15 protein-coding genes, 1 pseudogene and 1 riboswitch are annotated in these 17,269 nt (G+C 59.5%); of the genes and pseudogenes, 6 read left to right on the forward strand and 10 right to left on the reverse strand.

From position 1 onward, the window contains the following. Positions 1–6: 6 nt before the first annotated feature. From M0654_RS20005 to M0654_RS20050, 10 genes are all read right to left on the reverse strand, one after another. The gene (locus M0654_RS20005; RefSeq protein ID WP_248684586.1) at positions 7–918 is read right to left on the reverse strand and encodes a DMT family transporter; all 912 of its coding nucleotides are present in this window, start codon (positions 916–918) and stop codon (positions 7–9) included. A 232-nt stretch (positions 919–1,150) separates the two neighbouring features. Next, positions 1,151–2,554 (reverse strand): ABC transporter ATP-binding protein, encoded by a 1,404-nt coding sequence (locus M0654_RS20010; RefSeq protein WP_248684587.1) that lies wholly within the window; start codon positions 2,552–2,554, stop codon positions 1,151–1,153. Next, the gene (locus M0654_RS20015) at positions 2,551–3,120 is read right to left on the reverse strand and encodes an ABC transporter permease (protein ID WP_248684588.1); all 570 of its coding nucleotides are present in this window, start codon (positions 3,118–3,120) and stop codon (positions 2,551–2,553) included. The genes M0654_RS20010 and M0654_RS20015 overlap by 4 nt, the downstream gene beginning before the upstream one ends. A 205-nt stretch (positions 3,121–3,325) precedes the next feature. Further along, positions 3,326–4,300: an ABC transporter permease gene (locus M0654_RS20020; protein WP_248684589.1), complete on the reverse strand. Its 975-nt coding sequence runs from the start codon at positions 4,298–4,300 to the stop codon at positions 3,326–3,328. Positions 4,301–4,303: 3 nt separating this feature from the next. After that, positions 4,304–5,836, reverse strand: a complete 1,533-nt coding sequence (locus M0654_RS20025) for an ABC transporter substrate-binding protein (RefSeq protein WP_248684590.1) — start codon at positions 5,834–5,836, stop codon at positions 4,304–4,306. A gap of 4 nt (positions 5,837–5,840) precedes the next feature. Further along, positions 5,841–6,518: a class I SAM-dependent methyltransferase gene (locus M0654_RS20030; RefSeq protein WP_248684591.1), complete on the reverse strand. Its 678-nt coding sequence runs from the start codon at positions 6,516–6,518 to the stop codon at positions 5,841–5,843. 102 nt (positions 6,519–6,620) lie between these two features. After that, on the reverse strand, positions 6,621–7,457 hold the full coding sequence (locus M0654_RS20035; protein WP_248684592.1) for a (2Fe-2S) ferredoxin domain-containing protein: 837 nt from the start codon (positions 7,455–7,457) through the stop codon (positions 6,621–6,623). Between the two features lie 60 nt (positions 7,458–7,517). Further along, positions 7,518–7,709: riboswitch (cobalamin riboswitch) on the reverse strand. Positions 7,710–7,751: 42 nt separating this feature from the next. Beyond that, entirely contained in the window at positions 7,752–8,954 is a 1,203-nt protein-coding gene (locus M0654_RS20040) for a GTP-binding protein (protein WP_248684593.1), read from the reverse strand. A gap of 75 nt (positions 8,955–9,029) precedes the next feature. Then, positions 9,030–9,425: a Fur family transcriptional regulator gene (locus M0654_RS20045; RefSeq protein ID WP_313791096.1), complete on the reverse strand. Its 396-nt coding sequence runs from the start codon at positions 9,423–9,425 to the stop codon at positions 9,030–9,032. A gap of 77 nt (positions 9,426–9,502) precedes the next feature. Continuing rightward, complete coding sequence (locus M0654_RS20050) at positions 9,503–10,495, reverse strand: CobW family GTP-binding protein (RefSeq protein WP_248684594.1); 993 nt, start codon at positions 10,493–10,495, stop codon at positions 9,503–9,505. A 245-nt stretch (positions 10,496–10,740) separates the two neighbouring features. On the opposite strand from M0654_RS20050, the gene M0654_RS20055 reads away from it, so the two are divergent. The 6 genes and pseudogenes from M0654_RS20055 (at position 10,741) to M0654_RS22900 (ending at position 16,965) form a co-directional block, all read left to right on the forward strand. After that, positions 10,741–11,871 carry a CobW family GTP-binding protein gene (locus M0654_RS20055; RefSeq protein WP_248684638.1) on the forward strand — a complete coding sequence of 377 codons (1,131 nt, stop codon included), beginning with the start codon at positions 10,741–10,743 and terminating at the stop codon, positions 11,869–11,871. After that, positions 11,868–12,155, forward strand: coding sequence for a hypothetical protein (locus M0654_RS20060; protein ID WP_248684595.1), 288 nt, complete (start codon positions 11,868–11,870; stop codon positions 12,153–12,155). Before M0654_RS20055 ends, M0654_RS20060 begins: the two co-directional genes overlap by 4 nt. A 246-nt stretch (positions 12,156–12,401) precedes the next feature. Then, complete coding sequence (gene aztA / locus M0654_RS20065) at positions 12,402–13,223, forward strand: zinc ABC transporter ATP-binding protein AztA (RefSeq protein ID WP_248684596.1); 822 nt, start codon at positions 12,402–12,404, stop codon at positions 13,221–13,223. Between the two features lie 3 nt (positions 13,224–13,226). After that, positions 13,227–14,101 (forward strand): annotated as a pseudogene (gene aztB, locus M0654_RS20070) (zinc ABC transporter permease AztB). Positions 14,102–14,126: 25 nt separating this feature from the next. After that, positions 14,127–15,065, forward strand: a complete 939-nt coding sequence (gene aztC, locus M0654_RS20075; RefSeq protein ID WP_248684597.1) for a zinc ABC transporter substrate-binding protein AztC — start codon at positions 14,127–14,129, stop codon at positions 15,063–15,065. A gap of 1,258 nt (positions 15,066–16,323) precedes the next feature. Continuing rightward, positions 16,324–16,965 carry a ZinT family metal-binding protein gene (locus tag M0654_RS22900; RefSeq protein ID WP_390920919.1) on the forward strand — a complete coding sequence of 214 codons (642 nt, stop codon included), beginning with the start codon at positions 16,324–16,326 and terminating at the stop codon, positions 16,963–16,965. Positions 16,966–17,269: the final 304 nt, after the last annotated feature.

Raw genomic sequence — 17,269 nt, forward strand, 5'->3', positions numbered from 1 at the left:
GATTGGTTAGCGCGACCTCCGTCTTCCATCCATGGCGGCGAGGCCTGCTCCGGCGAGCACTAGCGGCAAGGCCACGAGGAAGGCGGTGCTGATTGGCGCCCTGAAGATGAGCAAATCGGCGAGTACAGGCCAAACGATAGCCAGGTATTCGAATGGCGCCAGCAGCGAAGCCTCCGCATTGCGAAACGCAAGCGTCATCGCGATATGGGCGAGGCCGCCGAAGATCCCGGCCAGGACAAGAAGGATCATGCTTTGCATGTCGGCCCAGATCCAACCAAAGGGTAGGCTGGCGACACCGCCTAACATCGACACCACCACAAAATAAAACGCGATGGCGCCGGGGCTCTCGCTACGGTTGAGGCTGCGGACCATGATCAATGCAAATGCGGTGAGAAGGCCCATCAGGAGCCCAAGGCCGTAGCCCACGATCCGATCGCTATCGGCAGTGCCCTGGCCTAGTTCAGGCCAGACCAGCACGAAGACACCCCCGGCACCCATAACCACGCCGCCGACGCGCCAAACCGTTGCCCGTTCGGACAGGATCATGACCCCTGCTATCGCAGTAAACACCGGAGAGAGATAACTTAGAAGCGTCGCTTCGGCGAGCGGCAGACGTGCGATTGAGGCGAACGAGGCAAACATCGCCGCTGCGCCAAAGCCGGAGCGAAGCAAGTGACCGAGCGGCCGTTTGGTGGCAAGGCCACTGGGAAACTCCGACCGCAGCCGCAGGAATATGACCAGCGGGATCAGCGCGAAGGCTGAGCGAAAGAAGACGATCTGGCCCACCGGAATATGATCCGACAACGCCTTCACGAAGATCGACATAGCCGCGAACAAAACGCCTGACAGGATCCTGAGGCCAATGCCGAGAGCTGGTCGATCTGCCATCGTTGCCGCAATGCTGTTATTCGTCGTCACGTCAATGTTCCTCTTGGCACCGGGCGTCACATGTGGTCCGGGCGTGGGTTATGGACAGCTTCAATCAATGGCAAGGCCATGCCACGGCATTTACGACGGGGTCGGCGGTCAAATGGCACAGCATCGAGAAGTCCGGATTGCGCGGGTGAGAGGGTATGTCGAGGAGAAGGCTGCTTTAGCAGCACCGTCGAGTCCGTTCCGGCTGCGATACCTGGTCTCTCCATATCCGGTCTCAGTCCAATCGAACCACCTCCTGCGCCACAGCACGCACCAGGCGGCGGTCATGGCTGGTGATCAGAAGGCTCATGCCTCGCTCATCAACGAGCTCGCGTAGCAGCTCCATCACGTCTCGTTGGACCAGAGGGTCGAGCCGCGATGTTGGCTCATCGGCTATCAGCAGAAGGGGCTTGAAGAGCAGGACGCGCGCGATGGCAATGCGCTGTAACTGTCCCCCCGACACTTCTTCCGGTCTCCGGTCGATCAGCCTGGGGGCAAGTTCCAGACGGTCGAACAAAGGCGGCAGGTCGCGCTCCATATATCCAAGTGGAAGGACAGAGCGGAGGTCAGCAAACTGGGTACGCAGCAGGCGCCCCGGCACAAATGCAGAGGCCGGATCCTGGTGCAGCTTCTGATACCGGGAACGAAGGGGCGGTTTGCGGACAAGGTGCGGATCCGTGCCGTCCCGCCAGCGTACCTTCCCCGCCGAAGGCCGTGCGAGACCCAGTAGGACGTTGCAAAGCATAGTCTTGCCGCTGCCACTCGGCCCCGTTACGGCTGTGATGCTCCCTTGGCGAAGGTTCAGGCTCAAGTCCTGGAAGAGCGTGCGGTTACCAATACGGTAAGAGAGAGAGGCCGCCTTAAGGACAAGATCAAAGGAGCTGTTGGATTTACGAGCATCCCATCGAGCAGGGTCTGCCTCGAGCCAGGCGCGGGTATAGGCATGGCGCGGAGCGGAAACCACACTGTCCACTGGCCCCTGTTCCAACAGTCTGCCTTCGCGCATCACCCCCAGTTGCCCGCCCAGGCCTTGCGCAACCCGAAGATCGTGAGTGATGGCAAAGACAGCACGGCCATGATCCTGGATCTGGCGCAGGTGCATGACAGCTTCCTCGACCCGCTCGTCGTCGAGACCTTTGGTTGGCTCGTCGGCTATGATGACACGCGCATCCGTCGTCAAGGCACCGGCTACCAACACACGCTGCGCCATACCTCCCGACAACATGAAGGGATAGTGTCGCTCAACCGTCTGATGAAGGCTGACGCTGGACATTGCAGCCCTTGCACGGGCTTGCTGGGCAATCCCCGCGATCTGCGGCAACACGCGCATGGTGGGATCAAGCGCCGAGCGCGGTTCCTGGGGTACCAGCGCCAGATGGTGCGTCCAATGTCGCCTCAAGGTAGTCCGATCAGCAAGATCGACCAGTTCTACACCGAATTCGATCTGACCACTGACAACCAGGCCTGCCGGCAGGAGACCAAGCACGGCCTGTGTGACGAGGCTCTTGCCGCTGCCTGTTTCGCCGATGAGGACGTAGGCACCGCCGCGCTCGACCGAAAAGCAGACGCGATCAACCAGCAAGGTACCGCTCTTGTCCTTGATCGACATGTCGCTGATGCGAAGCACAGGGAGGCTCATCGTGCCTCCGCAAGTCGCCGTCCCCCCGCCATACAAGCAAGAACGGTCAGGAAGAGAGCGGCGCAAGGTGCTGCGATCTGCACCGGAGCCACGTCCATATAGGGCAGCAGTTCCGTGATCATCGCACCCCATTCGGGCGTTGGCGGCTGCAGTCCAAGTCCGAGAAACCCGAGCGATGAAATCGTCAGCACCGCACCACCGACCCCGAGCGCCGCAAGCGCAAACGTCTGGCTGAGAACGCGAGGCATGACCTGTCGGAGCAGGATACGCCACTCCGCTAGACCTGCGAGGCGCGAAGCCTCGATATGGGCTTCGGCTAAAACGGTCGCTGCTATACTGCGCGTCATACGCGCGAATTGCGGCCACTGCCCCAGTGCGATGCCGATTAGGACAGGCATAGTACCGCCGCCCATCAGTCCCGCCAAAACCATCGCAAGAAGCAGTCCTGGAAAGGCGAGCGCTAGATCGGTCAGCCGCATCAGTGCTCCATCGACGAAACGGTTGGAGGCTGCCGCGACCAGCCCGGCAGATGTCCCGACTATGGCCGCAGCCGCCATTGCGGCCATTGCAATTCCAATGGAGCGCGGAAGAGCATGGATAAGGCGCGCTAAGACATCCCGCCCAAGATGATCGGTTCCAAGTGGAAGCCGTAGAGACGGCGGCGCGAGCGCAACCATGAGATCCTGATGCAAGGGATCGCGATGCCAGGCGGCGACCGTTACGGAGACAATCAAGAAGGCTGCCGTGCAAATGATCCACAAGTACCGTTGATCAGCGACTGCCATGGCTCTCGCACACAAGACGGGGGTCGAGCCACATGCAGATGAGATCAGCCAGAAGGTTGATGACTGCATAACTGGTGCCTATCAGCAGGGCGGATCCCATGACTACGGGGACGTCTCGGGCAAGCAAGGCGCTCACCATCGCATCTCCAAGACCGGGATAGTTGAACAAGGTTTCGACAATGAGGAAGCCGTCCATCAGGTATGCGAATTGCAGCGCCGCGAATGTGACGATGGGAACGCTGGCATTGCGCAGCCCGTGCCGGGCGAATGCCTTGATCCTGCCGAAGCCACGGATGCGTGCATAGGTCATGTAGGTCGCGTCTTGCACCTCAACGACAGCGTTGCGGATTATGCGCATCGATGGCGCCATCAGACCCAGCGCCAGTGTCACAGCCGGAAGAACCAGATGCTCCGGGCGCCGATAGCCAGCAGGTGGTAGCCAGTCGAGCGAGAGCACAAAGACAGAGATGAGCGCGATCCCGATCAGGAAGGTAGGCAGGGAGGAAAGACCCGCTGCGGCAAGGGCGGTCGCTCGGTCCAGTGTCCCATTGGGAGCAAGGCCTGCCGCTATGCCAAGCGGCAAGGCGAAGGCGTAGGAGAGTAACCAGGCAATCGCGGCAAGCCGCAGCGTATAGCCGCTCGGCCCCAGTAACTCTTCCGCCACGGGTCGACCGGATACGAACGATTGTCCGATGTCTCCCGTGAGGACCGCTCGTAACCAGTCGCCATACTGGGCAAGTAAGGGCCGCGATAACATCTCGGCGTCGCGGATCTGCTCCACGGCGTCGGGCGAGGTATTTTCAACGCCCAGCCGGCCCACGGCGATCCTGAGCGCCATGTCGCCGGGGATCGCGTGGACAAGCGCGAAGCAGATCGTGGCCAGGATCAGGGCGACCGCGAAAGCCTGTAGCACGCGCCGCAGGACAGCGCGCGGAATTGCATGACGAACCGCAAGCTGCATTGCTTATTCCTTGAACGACAGATGGTTCAAGGGACGGGTCTGCATCACCGGGTCGGCGACAAACCCCTCGAGCCGCTCCGAGATGGCATATTTCTCATCGGTGAAGGTGATTGGGATGACCGGCAGTTCGTCGTGCAGGATCTCGGCCATCTGGCGCTGCAGGGGTAGACGCTCTGCCGGGTCAGACGTGCGATTATAGGCGGCGACGGCTTGGCGCATTGCTTCGCTTTTCCATCCCGTCGCACCTGTGGCGTCTGTGCTTGGCGCATCGCTGGCGAAGTCGGTGGTGAGGCGCGCAACCGGATCCGGGACCTGGTAGATCATTGTGCGGATTCCGAGCCCGAGCTCGAGCGTGCCATCATTCTGCGCCTCGGGGATCAGGCTCGATTCCCCGACCTGAATGCTCAGGTCAAAACCGATCTCTCTCAGTTGCGCCTGAAGGGCCTCTGCGATCACGGGCAGGTAAGCGCGCTGCGGGAAGGTCCGCATCATGCCCGCGAACTTGATGCCGTCCTTTTCCCGGATACCGTCCGCTCCGCGCACCCAGCCAAGCTCGTCGAGGATGCGGTTCGCCTCCGCCAGGTTGAAGTTCTGCGGCTTGAAGTCGGCAAAATGCCAGCCCTTCATTGCGGGCGGGAAATACTGAGCGGCAGCAAGCTCGGCATTGCCCATGATGGTGCGTGCAATTGCTTCCCGGTTAACGGCAAGGCTGAGCGCGCGGCGGACGTCCACGTCAGCGAATTGAGGTTTCTTGACGTTTAGCATCATCATTACGACGCGCGGGACCGGCGCCTTGACGATACTCGTTTCACCCGACCGGTCGATGCGGGATACTGCCGTGGTCGGGATCTCGAGCACGAGATCGCCCTCTCCAGCAAGCGCGATGTTTACCCGTGTCTCCGGGTTTGGCACCCCGTCGACCCGAACGCGCTCGATCTTCGCGACCTCGCCCCAGTAGGCATCGTGCCGCACGAGGTTCAGACCTTGTGGCAGTTCGGCACTTTCGGTGCGGTAGGGCCCAGTCGAGACGATCCCGATGACGTCGCCGCCTTGGCCGAAGGAGGAGGGGGCGAGCACGGGAACGGCAGGGTCTAGCAGGTATGCGAGAAAGGGCGCGAACGGTTGCTCAAGCGTGAAGGTAACGGTCCCGTCGCCGGAGACGACATCCGTGATCTTTGCATTCTTGATGAGATTGCCGCTCGGGAGAAGCGCCTTGAAGGATGCGGCGACCGCCTCTGGAGTCATCGCGGTACCGTCGTGGAAAGTGACATCCGGGCGCAGGTAAAAGGTCCACTTCAGCCCGTTTTCCGATGTCTCCCAGCGCTCCGCAAGCGCGGGCAAGACAGCAGCCTCGGGATTTGTCTGCACCAGCGTCTCGGTCACGCCATTGGCGCGAAGCTGAAAGCCGCCGGTCTGCGTATCAAGCCTTTGAAGCTGGAACGGCTCGACCACTCGCAGTTCGTCCTGCGCAAGGGCAGACACGGGTGATGCGAATACTGCGGCGACCAATGCGGCCAACCAGAATTTCTGGTGCATGAAGTTACTCCGGAGAAATTGCGGTGAGAATAAAAAAGGCTATGGGCTTTTCGGGATCGTCGTAGGCGGCGCCATAGAGGTTGCCGGGGATCAGGTCGCGCCAGCTTTCGACCGCGCTGAAACCGGCTCCCGCCAATAGGCCGCGGGCGTCGTCCTCGGGGACGCCATTGTAAAAAGGGAGATGCGCGCCAAAGACGTCGCGACTGTTATTGACACGGTGGCGAAACCACAGCCCATCCGAGACAAGAAGTATCCCGCCCGGCCGCAGAAGCTTGCGTGCCAGGGTAAGTGCCGCAGACGGGTTCTCAAGGGTCCACAGGACGTTGCGCAGCGTGACGATTTCGGCGCTAGCCGTGGGTAGCGCCGCCTCATCCATCGTGGCGTTGATGAACTCGATGGATAGATTAGCCTCGGTGGCTGCTGCTTTTGCATGAGCTAGCATCTCCGCTGATCCATCGACTGCGGTCACCCGGTGGCCAAGGCTGCCTGCTAAAAGCGCGCATGCTCCCGTTCCGCAGCCAAGATCCAAGACGTCCAGCGGAGCCCCTCCCAGGGCTGCGTTGAAGACTGTTCGCCATGCATCCGCATCGCGCCGGTGCGAGGCCGCCCCGTCGAACCTCCAGGCACGGGAATTCCAATGGTCCGCCATTGCCGCAGCAGTCGTAGGTGCAACGCGATCCATCACTGTGGCATCCCCGAAGTGCAGGAAGGGTCAAGGGATTGAGCGCCCCATCTGACTGTTCTTTGCGCGATGTCGAGTGGATGTTGAAGCAATCTGGTCTCGTCAGCTCGTTAGCGATGGGTTGCGAAGCCGCTGCTTGCGGCCTGTTGGGTGGTAGGCGAAGTCCTCGACGACCTGGCCGGCGAGCAGGTGTTCGGTTATGATCCGGTTCACCGCTTGCTCGGTGACGCCGCCGTAATAAGTGCCCTCAGGAAAAACCTGCAGAACGGGTGCCAAATTGCAGGGGCCAAGGCAGGTGGACTTGGCGGTCATGGTGCCATCGCCGATAACGCGCAGCTTTAGGCGTTCCTGCTGGTTGCGCAGATGCCCCCAGATGGCGTCTGCGCCGGCTAAGTTGCAGGCTCCACCTTCGCAGACCAGCACCCGACGCTTTTGGGCAGGAACCAAGGAGCCTTCGAGGGGAGGCGGGTGAGGAGCGGGAACCTGAAGTTCATCCGCTGTTGCCAGAAGATCGTTCAGCAGTTGCCCCATTAACGCGCTGGACGCGATGTCCCTTGCAATGGAAAGAACTGGCCAGGGCCGGTCGTCTGAGCTCTTCCATCGCGTCAGCGATTTCTTCAGCCAGATGTGGAAGCTCGGCTCCATAGGCAGGACGAGCGGAACGATAAAGATCTCGTCGACTTCCTCATCCAACAACGCGCTCAGGGCTTCATGGAGGGATGGCGTGCCCTGCTCGGTGAAGGCGAAGCGAACAAGGGTTCCCGACTGCGAGGATGCGACCAGATCAGTCATGCGCTGCATCGCGCGGTGCGGCGAGGCAGCGAAGGCCGATTTGGCAATCAGCAAGATCGCGCTCTTGCGTGTGCCGTTGGCAGGACGGATTTTGTTGCTCAATGCCTCACTCTCAAACATCCGAGGAGGCAGCAAAAATGGCGGCAAAGCAGGTTCCGAATCTTCGGAAGCAGCTACGTCGTCATTCCTGTGGCACACCCCGACCACGGAATTCTCTTTCGTCAGGCAGGTCTCCTGGCTCGCGGGTCAAAGCCTGTCGCCCGTCTTCCCGGCTTTTGTGCCAGTGACATAATGGGCGAACGGCTCACCGCTCACAGTTGCGGGACAGCTCCGGTATCGCACCGGATTCCCTCTTAGCTTCCGTCACCGACGGAAGAACCTTGACCTGCCCAACCTACAATGTCCCCAACGGCTGTCAACGTTTGCCCGCTCCTCTCAAGGTCAGGCGGCGCGCTGCTCCCACGAAGCGAAAGGATCCGGCAGATTTCGCCATAGCTCTGGCAGGAAGACCGGGCTGTCGATCAGGCAGGCATTCAGCTCGCTACGGATTTTCGCCTCGTCCATCGGGTCTGCACCAATGAAGACGATTTCCTGGCGACGGTCTCCCCAGACCGGATCAAGATAGGGCTTCATCATGTCAATGAAGCCCGGATCGCGCGGCCACTGCTCTCTCGCCACGGATGTCCACCAGCGACCCATCTTCTGGGTGCGCACGAGCGCGCCTGCCTGACTCATTTCGCCAACATAATCGGGCCGCGTCGCCAGCCAGAAGAAGCCCTTTGCTCGCACGACGCCCGGCCAGGAGCGATCGATGAAGGCTTGGAACTTCAACGGATCGAACGGCTTCTTGGCGCGATAGACGAAGGAGCGAATGCCATATTCTTCGGTCTCCGGGACATGGTCCTTGAAACCATGCAGTTCCTTGAACCACAGCGGCTTGGTCTCTGCTTTGGCAAAGTCGAAACGACCGGTGCCCAGCACCTCCTTCAGGTCCACCTTTCCCCAATCGGCTTCGATAAGCTTGGCACTCGGGTTGAGGCTGATGATGATTTTGCGCGCAGCATCGCGTTCGGCCGGTGAGGCGGCGCTGATCTTGTTGAGGATGACCACGTCAGCGAACTCGATCTGTTCTACGAGCAGATCGACCAGCGTCCTGTTGTCGCCGTCGCCGGCCGTCTCGCCCCGATCTGCAAGAAAATCGGCTGAGCTGTAGTCCTTCAAAAGGTTTGCCGCATCGACAACGGTAACCATCGTGTCGAGCTTCGAAACATCAGAAAGGCTTCGCCCATTCTCGTCGCGAAAGTCGAAGGTCGCCGCAACGGGCAGCGGCTCCGCGATCCCCGTAGACTCGATCAACAGATAGTCAAAGCGGCCCTGTTCTGCGAGCGCCCGGACCTCGTTCAAAAGGTCGTCCCGCAGCGTACAGCAGATGCAGCCATTCGTCATCTCGACCAGTTGTTCCTGGGTGCGTGACAGATTGGCGCCACCGTCCCTGATCAACGCGGCGTCGATATTAACCTCGCTCATATCGTTCACGATGAGCGCGACGCGCATTCCCTCGCGATTAGAAAGGATGTGGTTGAGGAGTGTGGTCTTGCCTGCACCAAGGAAGCCGGACAGAACGGTGACCAGAAGCTTATCCATTGTTGTCTCCAAATGATATAACATAACAATTCGTTTTAGTAAGGCAGGCCATTGGGCCCGCTTTGTGATAGGTCGTTAGCGGCAGTCGCCGCAGAGGCCGTGAACTTCGATGGTGGTGGCCCGGATCTTGAAGCCGCTGCCTCTCGCATGCCGAGTCAAGGCATCTTCGATTCTGGAATCATGGAACTCGTTGACCTTGCCGCAGCCCTCGCAGATCTCGAAAGCGGTGATCCGCGGGTGGATCTGTCCGTGCTTTGAATGACAGCAGACGACAAAGGCATTCATGCTCTCAAGTCGATGAATACGACCGGCCTCCAGCAGCTTATCGAGGGCTCGGTAGATTTGAAGCGGCGCTTTCAGGCCATCGTCGCGCAAACGGTCGAGGATGGTATATGCACTCAGCGGCTGATCGGACGACTGCAGCACCGAAAGCACCAGGCTCTGGTTCTTCGTCAACTTCGGGTCATCTATGTGGGCTGCATACTGCATCATGAATTCTCGCCGTCCTGTCTCAGTGCGTTCGTCATCTTGGGCGAAGCATCCTGGACCTACTCAGCGGCCTGTCGAACAGCGCGGCATTTCTGGAACCCGTCGCTGATGATGTCTCTGGGCAAGTTACGGCCAATGAAGACAAGCCGCGTGATCCGCTCTTCGTTCTGCTTCCATGGGCGCTGGTGATCGCCCTCTAGGAGCATATGGACCGCCTGGACAACAAAACGATCATCGTCTCCGTCAAAAGAGATTATGCCCTTCATTCGCAGCATATCCAGTCCAAAGGCCTGCACCGTGTCTTGCAACCAGTTCAGGAACCTCTTTGGATCCATCGGCTGACGCTCGACGAGTGAGAAGCTGGTGACGTGATCGTCATGCTCATGGTCGTGCTCCTCATCCAGGAAGTCCGGCTCCACTTCGAGGATACGATCCAGATCGAATGCTTGGCGGTCCAGCAGGCTGGCAATTTCGACATTGCAGCGCTCGGACCTGATGATGCTGGCTGCAGGGTTGATGCGCCGGATGCGGTCCTCAACGGCCGCCAGCTCGGCATCGTTCACCAGATCGGTCTTGTTGAGGATAATCGTGTCGGCAAACGCCAACTGCTCTTGCGCTTCATGCGCCTGATCGATCTCGCCGAGAAGGTGCTTGGCATCCACGACGGTGATGATGGAGTCGAGACGCGTCTTTGCGCGAACGTCTTCATCAACGAAGAACGTCTGCGCCACCGGCGCCGGATCGGCAAGCCCCGTGGTCTCGATGAGGATGCCGTCGAAGCGATCGCGGCGGCGCATCAGCCCTTCGATAATGCGGATCAGGTCGCCGCGCACCGTGCAGCAGATGCAGCCGTTGTTCATTTCGAACACGTCTTCGTCGGACTCAACGATCAGATCGTTGTCGATGCCCACCTCGCCAAATTCGTTGACGATCACAGCAAACTTTTTCCCGTGCGGCTCCGTCAGGATGCGGTTCAGGAGCGTGATTTTTCCCGCACCGAGATAGCCGGTCAGAACCGTGACAGGGGTGGGTGCAATTGGCTGCTGTGACATGGGCCGCTCCATAGCGGCGGTGATGCCGCTTGTAGATGTTATACCGTAACGTTTTAGTTGACGAACGTAATAACATTACCTAAGCAGACGCTGTCAACACCCGAGGATGTGATGTGCGAGGATTATCTCAAAATGGGAGAGTTTCTTCCTCGCAAATTGATTTTCGTGGCCTCTGATCGGCTGCTCTGCCCGGCAGAGCTCGAGCTTGCTTCTTTCGCACAAGACGATGGAGCGCAGGTTTGCGAATGATCGGCCGTCTTTTCAAGCGGCGCAAGGATGCGCGCAAAACTATCGAGGAGCCTGAAGTGAGGCGTCTCTACGATTCAGTACCGGTGACAGTGCTGACCGGATTTCTCGGCTCGGGAAAGACGACTCTGCTCAACGAGATCCTGGCTGACCCGAGCATGGCGAGCACTGCGGTGATCATCAACGAGTTCGGGACGGTCCCCATTGATCACAATCTGGTTCACACCGGCTCGGAACGCTACTTCAAAACGACGACCGGCTGCATCTGCTGCACCGCGACCAGCGACATCCGCGTGTCTCTGTTCGACCTGCACGAGGCGTTGCTGCGGGGCGAAGTGCCTCCCGTCTTGCGGGTTGTCATCGAGACCACGGGACTTGCCGATCCAGCCCCGATCATCAACAGCATCATACCTGGAGGCGCACCCGCAATGGGACTTCGGGACCATGTCGTTGCGCGGCACTTTCACCTGGCGAGCGTCGTCACCGCCTTCGATGTCTTGAACGGGCGGGCTACGCTCGACAGTTTCCTGGAGGGGTGGAAGCAGCTTGCGTTCGCCGATCATGTCATCCTGACCAAGACTGATCTGGCGGAGAGGAGCCATGACTGGCCGACCGAGCTTCGCCTGCTCAATCCGTCGGCTCGCTACCATGATCGTCACGGGCAGGAGTTCTATCTCCCGGCGATGTTCGGGCAGGGCAACTATGCGATCTCCGGCAAGGCTGATGACGTAGAGGGATGGCTGGCGATGGAAGCCCTTCGACAGCATCCAGATCATACGCACGACCCGAACAGGCACGGCGATGACGTCGAGGCCATCAGCTTGACTCATGAGGTGCCCCTGTCTCCACAGGCGGTGGAAACCTTCCTCCACATCGTGACAACCAATATCAGTTCAGGTCTTCTTCGCATGAAGGGCATTTTCGCCCTCAGCGACGATCTGGAACGTCCACTCGTTGCTCACGCGGTCCAGCACAGGCTCCATCCGCTCCAGCGGCTGGAGCGCTGGCCGGACGGCGATCGCAGCAGCAGAGTAGTATTGATTGGGCAGGACATGCCGATCAAACAGATCCGGGATCTGTTCGAAGTCCTGGCGCCACGGTCGGCGCGCAAGCATCGGAGGGTGATGTGACCGGCTCCTTCATCAACCCGCTTTCACGCGGCTCCGGCGGTCTGCTCGGCAGAACGCGTGAGATCAAGGCATGGGCACGCGAGGTCTTCAGACTTCCAGAAGACGCCGTGGTTTCCGTCAACGAACTTGCCTGCCACGTGCCCGGATGCCCGCCGAAGGAAACGGTCGTGCTGATGATGTTCAGAGATCAGACGGTCCAGGTTTCGATCCACAAGGCGATATTGGAAGTCACCAAAGAAGATATCGGCCAAGCCCTCAGCACAGACGTGTCGTCGACCCGCTGATGTCGCTTCAGTCCCACCGCACGGCGCCAAGGCGTGCTTCCCCCGATCATCTTTTTCAGTCCAGATTGCCGGTCAAGGAGATTGGCGGTGCGGCTTCTGCAGGAGGATTTTTTCCCGTCTTGAAGACCCAATGAAGCAACCGATCTGTTATACCGTTACATTTCATATTGACGAATGTAATAACGTTACCTAAGCAGTCGCTATCAAAATCCACGGAACGCGATGAGCGTTCACCGAGGGTCAAAAATGCAAGAAGCCTGCCTGACATTCAGCGACTTGACGCTCGGGTATAATCGGCATCCCGCCGTGCACCACCTGACCGGAGCTGTGCGCAAGGGCGGTCTCGTCGCTGTCGTTGGTGGAAATGGATCGGGCAAGTCGACCCTGATGAAGGGCATTGTTGGACTGTTGCGGCCCATGGATGGATCCTGCTCGGTGGCTGCGGGCACTCGTCTTGCTTATCTGCCGCAGCAGTCGGAGCTGGACCGCTCCTTTCCCGCGCGTGTCATAGATCTGGTGTCGCTTGGCCTTTGGCCGCGTCGTGGTCTTCTCGGGCGTCACCGGGCCGAGGATCGACAGGCCGTTACCAACGCGCTGATGGCAGTCGGGCTCAGAGGATTTGAAAACCGCCCGATTGACACATTATCAGGCGGACAGATGCAACGCGCGCTGTTTGCCAGAGTTCTTGTTCAGGATGCCGATCTGATCCTTCTCGACGAGCCGTTCAATGCCGTTGATGCGCGCACGGTTACCGATCTGGTGGCGCTGATCAAAAGCTGGCATGGCGAGAACCGCACGGTGATGGTCGTTGTTCACGATCTTGATCTGGTGCGCGAGCATTTTCCCGAAGCGTTGCTGCTGGCGCGGCAGCCGGTCGCGTGGGGCGACGTGCACCAGACCCTGTCCGCCGAAAACCTTCTGCGAGCACGGCACTACCACGAGGCTTGGGACGAGAGCGCCCCCTGGTGCCAGCCGACGGGGCATGTCTACGATCAACACCATCACCACGATCACCAACATGCCGCGGTGTCGTCGGTCACCGTTCAGCGCGTGGCGGGCGGGGGCTAAATCATGACCATGCTCTGCGACGTTCTGATCCTCCCCTTCACCGAATTCGCGTTCATGCAAAGGGCACTGGCGGCGCGCTGATGCTGTCGCTGAGTGCCTGCCCGGCTGGCGTATTTCTGATGCTGCGCCGCATGAGCCTGACTGGGGATGCGATGGCGCATGCCATCCTGCCGGGCGCTGCTGCCGGCTTCCTCATGTACGGTCTGCAGATCGTGCCGATGACGATTGGCGGTCTGATCGCCGGGATCTTCGTGGCTCTCGGGGCAGGGGCGGTCGCGCGTCTCACCATCCAGAAGGAAGATGCCTCGATGGCCGCCTTCTATTTGATCTCGCTGTCACTTGGGGTACTGATGGTGTCCCTGCGCGGGTCGAGCGTCGATCTGATGCATGTCCTGTTCGGGACCGTGTTGGCGTTGAACAACGATGCGCTGACCTTGATCGCGCTTGTGTCTGCCGCCACGCTCGTTCTGCTGGCGCTGTTCTGGCGCGCGCTGGTGGCCGAATGCTTGGATCCGCTGTTCCTGCGCTCAGTCTCCCGCCTTGGCTCGCCGGTGCACTTCATTTTTCTTGGCCTTGTCGTCATCAATCTGGTGGCCGGCTTCCAGGCACTCGGAACCCTGCTGTCGGTCGGTCTAATGGTTCTGCCGGCGGCCGCCGCCCGGTTCTGGTTGCAGCGTGTCTCAACGATGTGCCTGCTGGCAACCGTCATCGGCCTGGTCTCGTCGGTGTCAGGCCTGCTCTTGTCCTATCACGCATCGCTGCCGTCAGGCCCGGCCATCATCCTGTCCGCAGGTGCCATCTATTTTGTCTCCGTGGTTGCAAGCCCGCGCGGCCTGCTTCTGTCGCGACTTCCGCGATCCATTCACCGGACCGCCTGATCTCAAACTGCTGTTGGAAACACCCATGAAGAAACGGACGCTCCTCCTTACCGGTCTCATCGCAGCCTCGCTTAGTGCGTTCGGCACGCCAGCCTTTGCTCAAGACAAAAAACTGTCTGTTGTTGCCAGCTTCTCGATCATCGGTGATCTGGCCAAGCAGGTTGGCGGTGATCACATCGAGCTCAGAACACTGGTCGGCCCAGATGGCGATGCGCATGTCTACGAGCCGCGCCCCGCCGATGCCATGGCTCTGGCCCGTGCCGACGTGGTCCTCGTCAACGGCCTGCTGCTTGAAGGGTTCATGGAGCGTCTGATTGAGGCAAGCCAGGCTGATGCGCCGATTACCACCGTCACCGATGGCATCAACATCCTCAACGACCCGACCGGTGGCCATTACCACTTCGTTGACGGCAAGGCGGTTTTTCATGCCACACCGAATGATCCGCATGCATGGCAATCGGTCGGCAATGTCAAAACATACGTCCAGAACATTCAGAAAGCGTTCTGCTCTGCCGACGCCGGCGGATGCGAAGCCTATAAAACGAATGCGACCGCCTATATCGAAAAGCTGACCGAACTCGATGCCGACATCAAGGCGCAGATCGGCACGATCCCCCAGGATCAACGCGTGGCCGTCGTGGCGCACAATGCCTTCCGTTATTTCGAGCGGGATTACGGCATTTCCTTCCTGTCGCCGCAGGGCGTTTCAACCGAATCCGAGGCATCGGCAGCCGACGTTGCCTCCTTGATCCGCGAGATCCGCGAAAAACGCGCTGCTGCCGTTTTCGCGGAAAACATCTCCGACAGCCGTCTGGTCGAGCAGATCGCTTCCGAGGCCGGATTGAAGATTGGCGGAACGCTTTATTCGGACGCGCTATCCCCGGCCGATGGTACCGCACCGACTTACATCGACATGATGCGCTACAACGTCGAAACTCTCGTCTCAGGCATCAACAAAGGCTGAGCGTCCAAGATCAGGCGGCGAAAGCTGCGCTGTTAATGTTAAGTTATATCATAAAGGAGAGATGGATATGAAACGACTGGTCCGGGGCGTTTCCGCCCTTGCACTATCGGCGGCCTTCATCGGCCCCGTGGCATTTGCCGACGAGGACGCCGAAGACGTCACGCTATACCGCGTGTTCGTCGGTGATCATGAAGCAGGGAAGGTCACAGCATTCGATCTCAACAAACCGGAAAACCGCTGGACGTTCGAGACGAAGGGACAAAACAAGCTCTACAGCGTGAACGAAGGTGCGGCTATCGTTTCGGTCCAATCAGACGACGACGCCGTAAACTTCATCAACAGCGGTATCTCCCTACATTCTCACGGCGACCATTCCGATATCGAGATCGAAAATCCGGCAGCCGTCGACAAGGCGCTGACCGGCCCGCGCCCCTTCCACGTCATCGATCATGACGGCAAGATCGTCATCAACTTCGACAAGGGCGGTTATGCCGAAATCGTCGAGGCGCATGAGCTTGCTCACAACGAGATCGAGTCTAAGCAACTGAAGCAGGCACGGGCTCATCACGGCTTTGTGGCTCCGGTTGGCAATGGTTGGGTCACCACCGTAGCATCCGATGCCCCGGTAGAGGGCGATGCCGCTCCCACGCGTGTTGGACTGCGCGCAGTCAATGAAGATGGCACACCGGTTGGTGATATCGCCACCTGCACCGGCATTCACGGCGAGGCTTTTTCGGGCGCGTACCTCGCGGCAGGATGCAAGGAAGGCATCTTGACTGTAACTGCGGGCAAGGATGGCCCCGTCACGAAAATGCTGACTTACGCCGCAGAACTGCCGAGCGGTGAGACCACGGGTACATTGCTGGGCGCCAAAAGCATGCAGGTCTTTCTCGGCAACTACGGCGCCAAAGGTCTGGTTGTCGTCGATCCCGTCGATGAGCCGCATTTCCGGTACATTGAATTGCCGTTCAGGCGCGTTGATTTTGCGCTAGACCCAGCCAATGCCCGCTTCGGCTATGTCCTCACCGAAGATGGATCCCTGCATCAGATCGACGTTCTAGATGGCAAGCTGTCCAAGAGTGCCAAGGTGACTGAACCCTATTCCATGGATGGTCACTGGAACGATCCGCGCCCGCGCATAGCAATGGCAGGCGATGAAATTGTCATGAGCGATCCGAACGCCGGCTTGGTCCGTCGCATCGCCAAGGATGAGCTCAAGGAGGTCGGTACGGTCGAGGTTGAAGGCAAGCCTTACAACATCGCCGTAGCCGGCGGCAGCGGCAAGGTCCACGAGGGCGAGGAGCATGACCACGCGGGCCATGACCACGACCACGAAAACCATGAACACGCACACAGCCACGGCGACCCGCAAGTCTACGCGGGTTACTTCGAGGACAGCCAGATAAAGGATCGCCCACTCTCCGATTATGCCGGCGACTGGCAGTCAGTATACCCTTATCTTCAGGATGGAACACTTGAGCCGGTTTGGGAGCACAAGGCGGAAAAGGGCACGGCAAGCGTGGAAGACATTCGTGCCGAATACGAAGTCGGTTACAAGACAGATGTTGAGCGCATCACCATCGAGGGCGACGTCGTAACCTTCTACAAGAACGGCGAGCCGATGAAGGGCAGCTATGCCTATGACGGCAGGGAAACCCTGACTTACAAGAAGGGTAACCGCGGCGTTCGGTTCATCTTCAAAAAGACTGATGGCGATGCCGAAGCACCGCAGTTCATTCAGTTCAGCGACCACAAGATCGCGCCGGAGAAGGCTGACCACTACCACCTCTACTGGGGCGATGATCGGGCTGCCCTCCTGGATGAAGTGACCAACTGGCCCACTTACTATCCTTCGTCGCTGACGCCACAACAGATCGTCAGTGAGATGAAAGCGCATTGATTGCATAGGCTTGCAGATGACGAACAGGCGCCACGGTCCGCGCGGCGCCTGTTCGTGTTTCTATCCATATACTGAGTGTTGTACTGCGGCGGTCCGCATGAGCTACCCAAAACCACGGCGGAAGCCTCCGCTAGTGACGCGTCATTTCAATGAGTTGGCATCCGGTTTGATGCTCGGTTCCCATCGAGTGCAGGATTGAATTAACGGGTCGCCGGTTCTGATCCCTTCAAGAGCGAGGCTACGACCGCTTCGCGCCCCATTTCGGTCCTTCTGGCAATAGCATCGCCCCCATAAGGAGACATTG

The sequence above is a fragment of the Neorhizobium turbinariae genome (assembly GCF_023223505.1).
Classification (GTDB): Bacteria; Pseudomonadota; Alphaproteobacteria; order Rhizobiales; family Rhizobiaceae; genus Neorhizobium; species Neorhizobium turbinariae.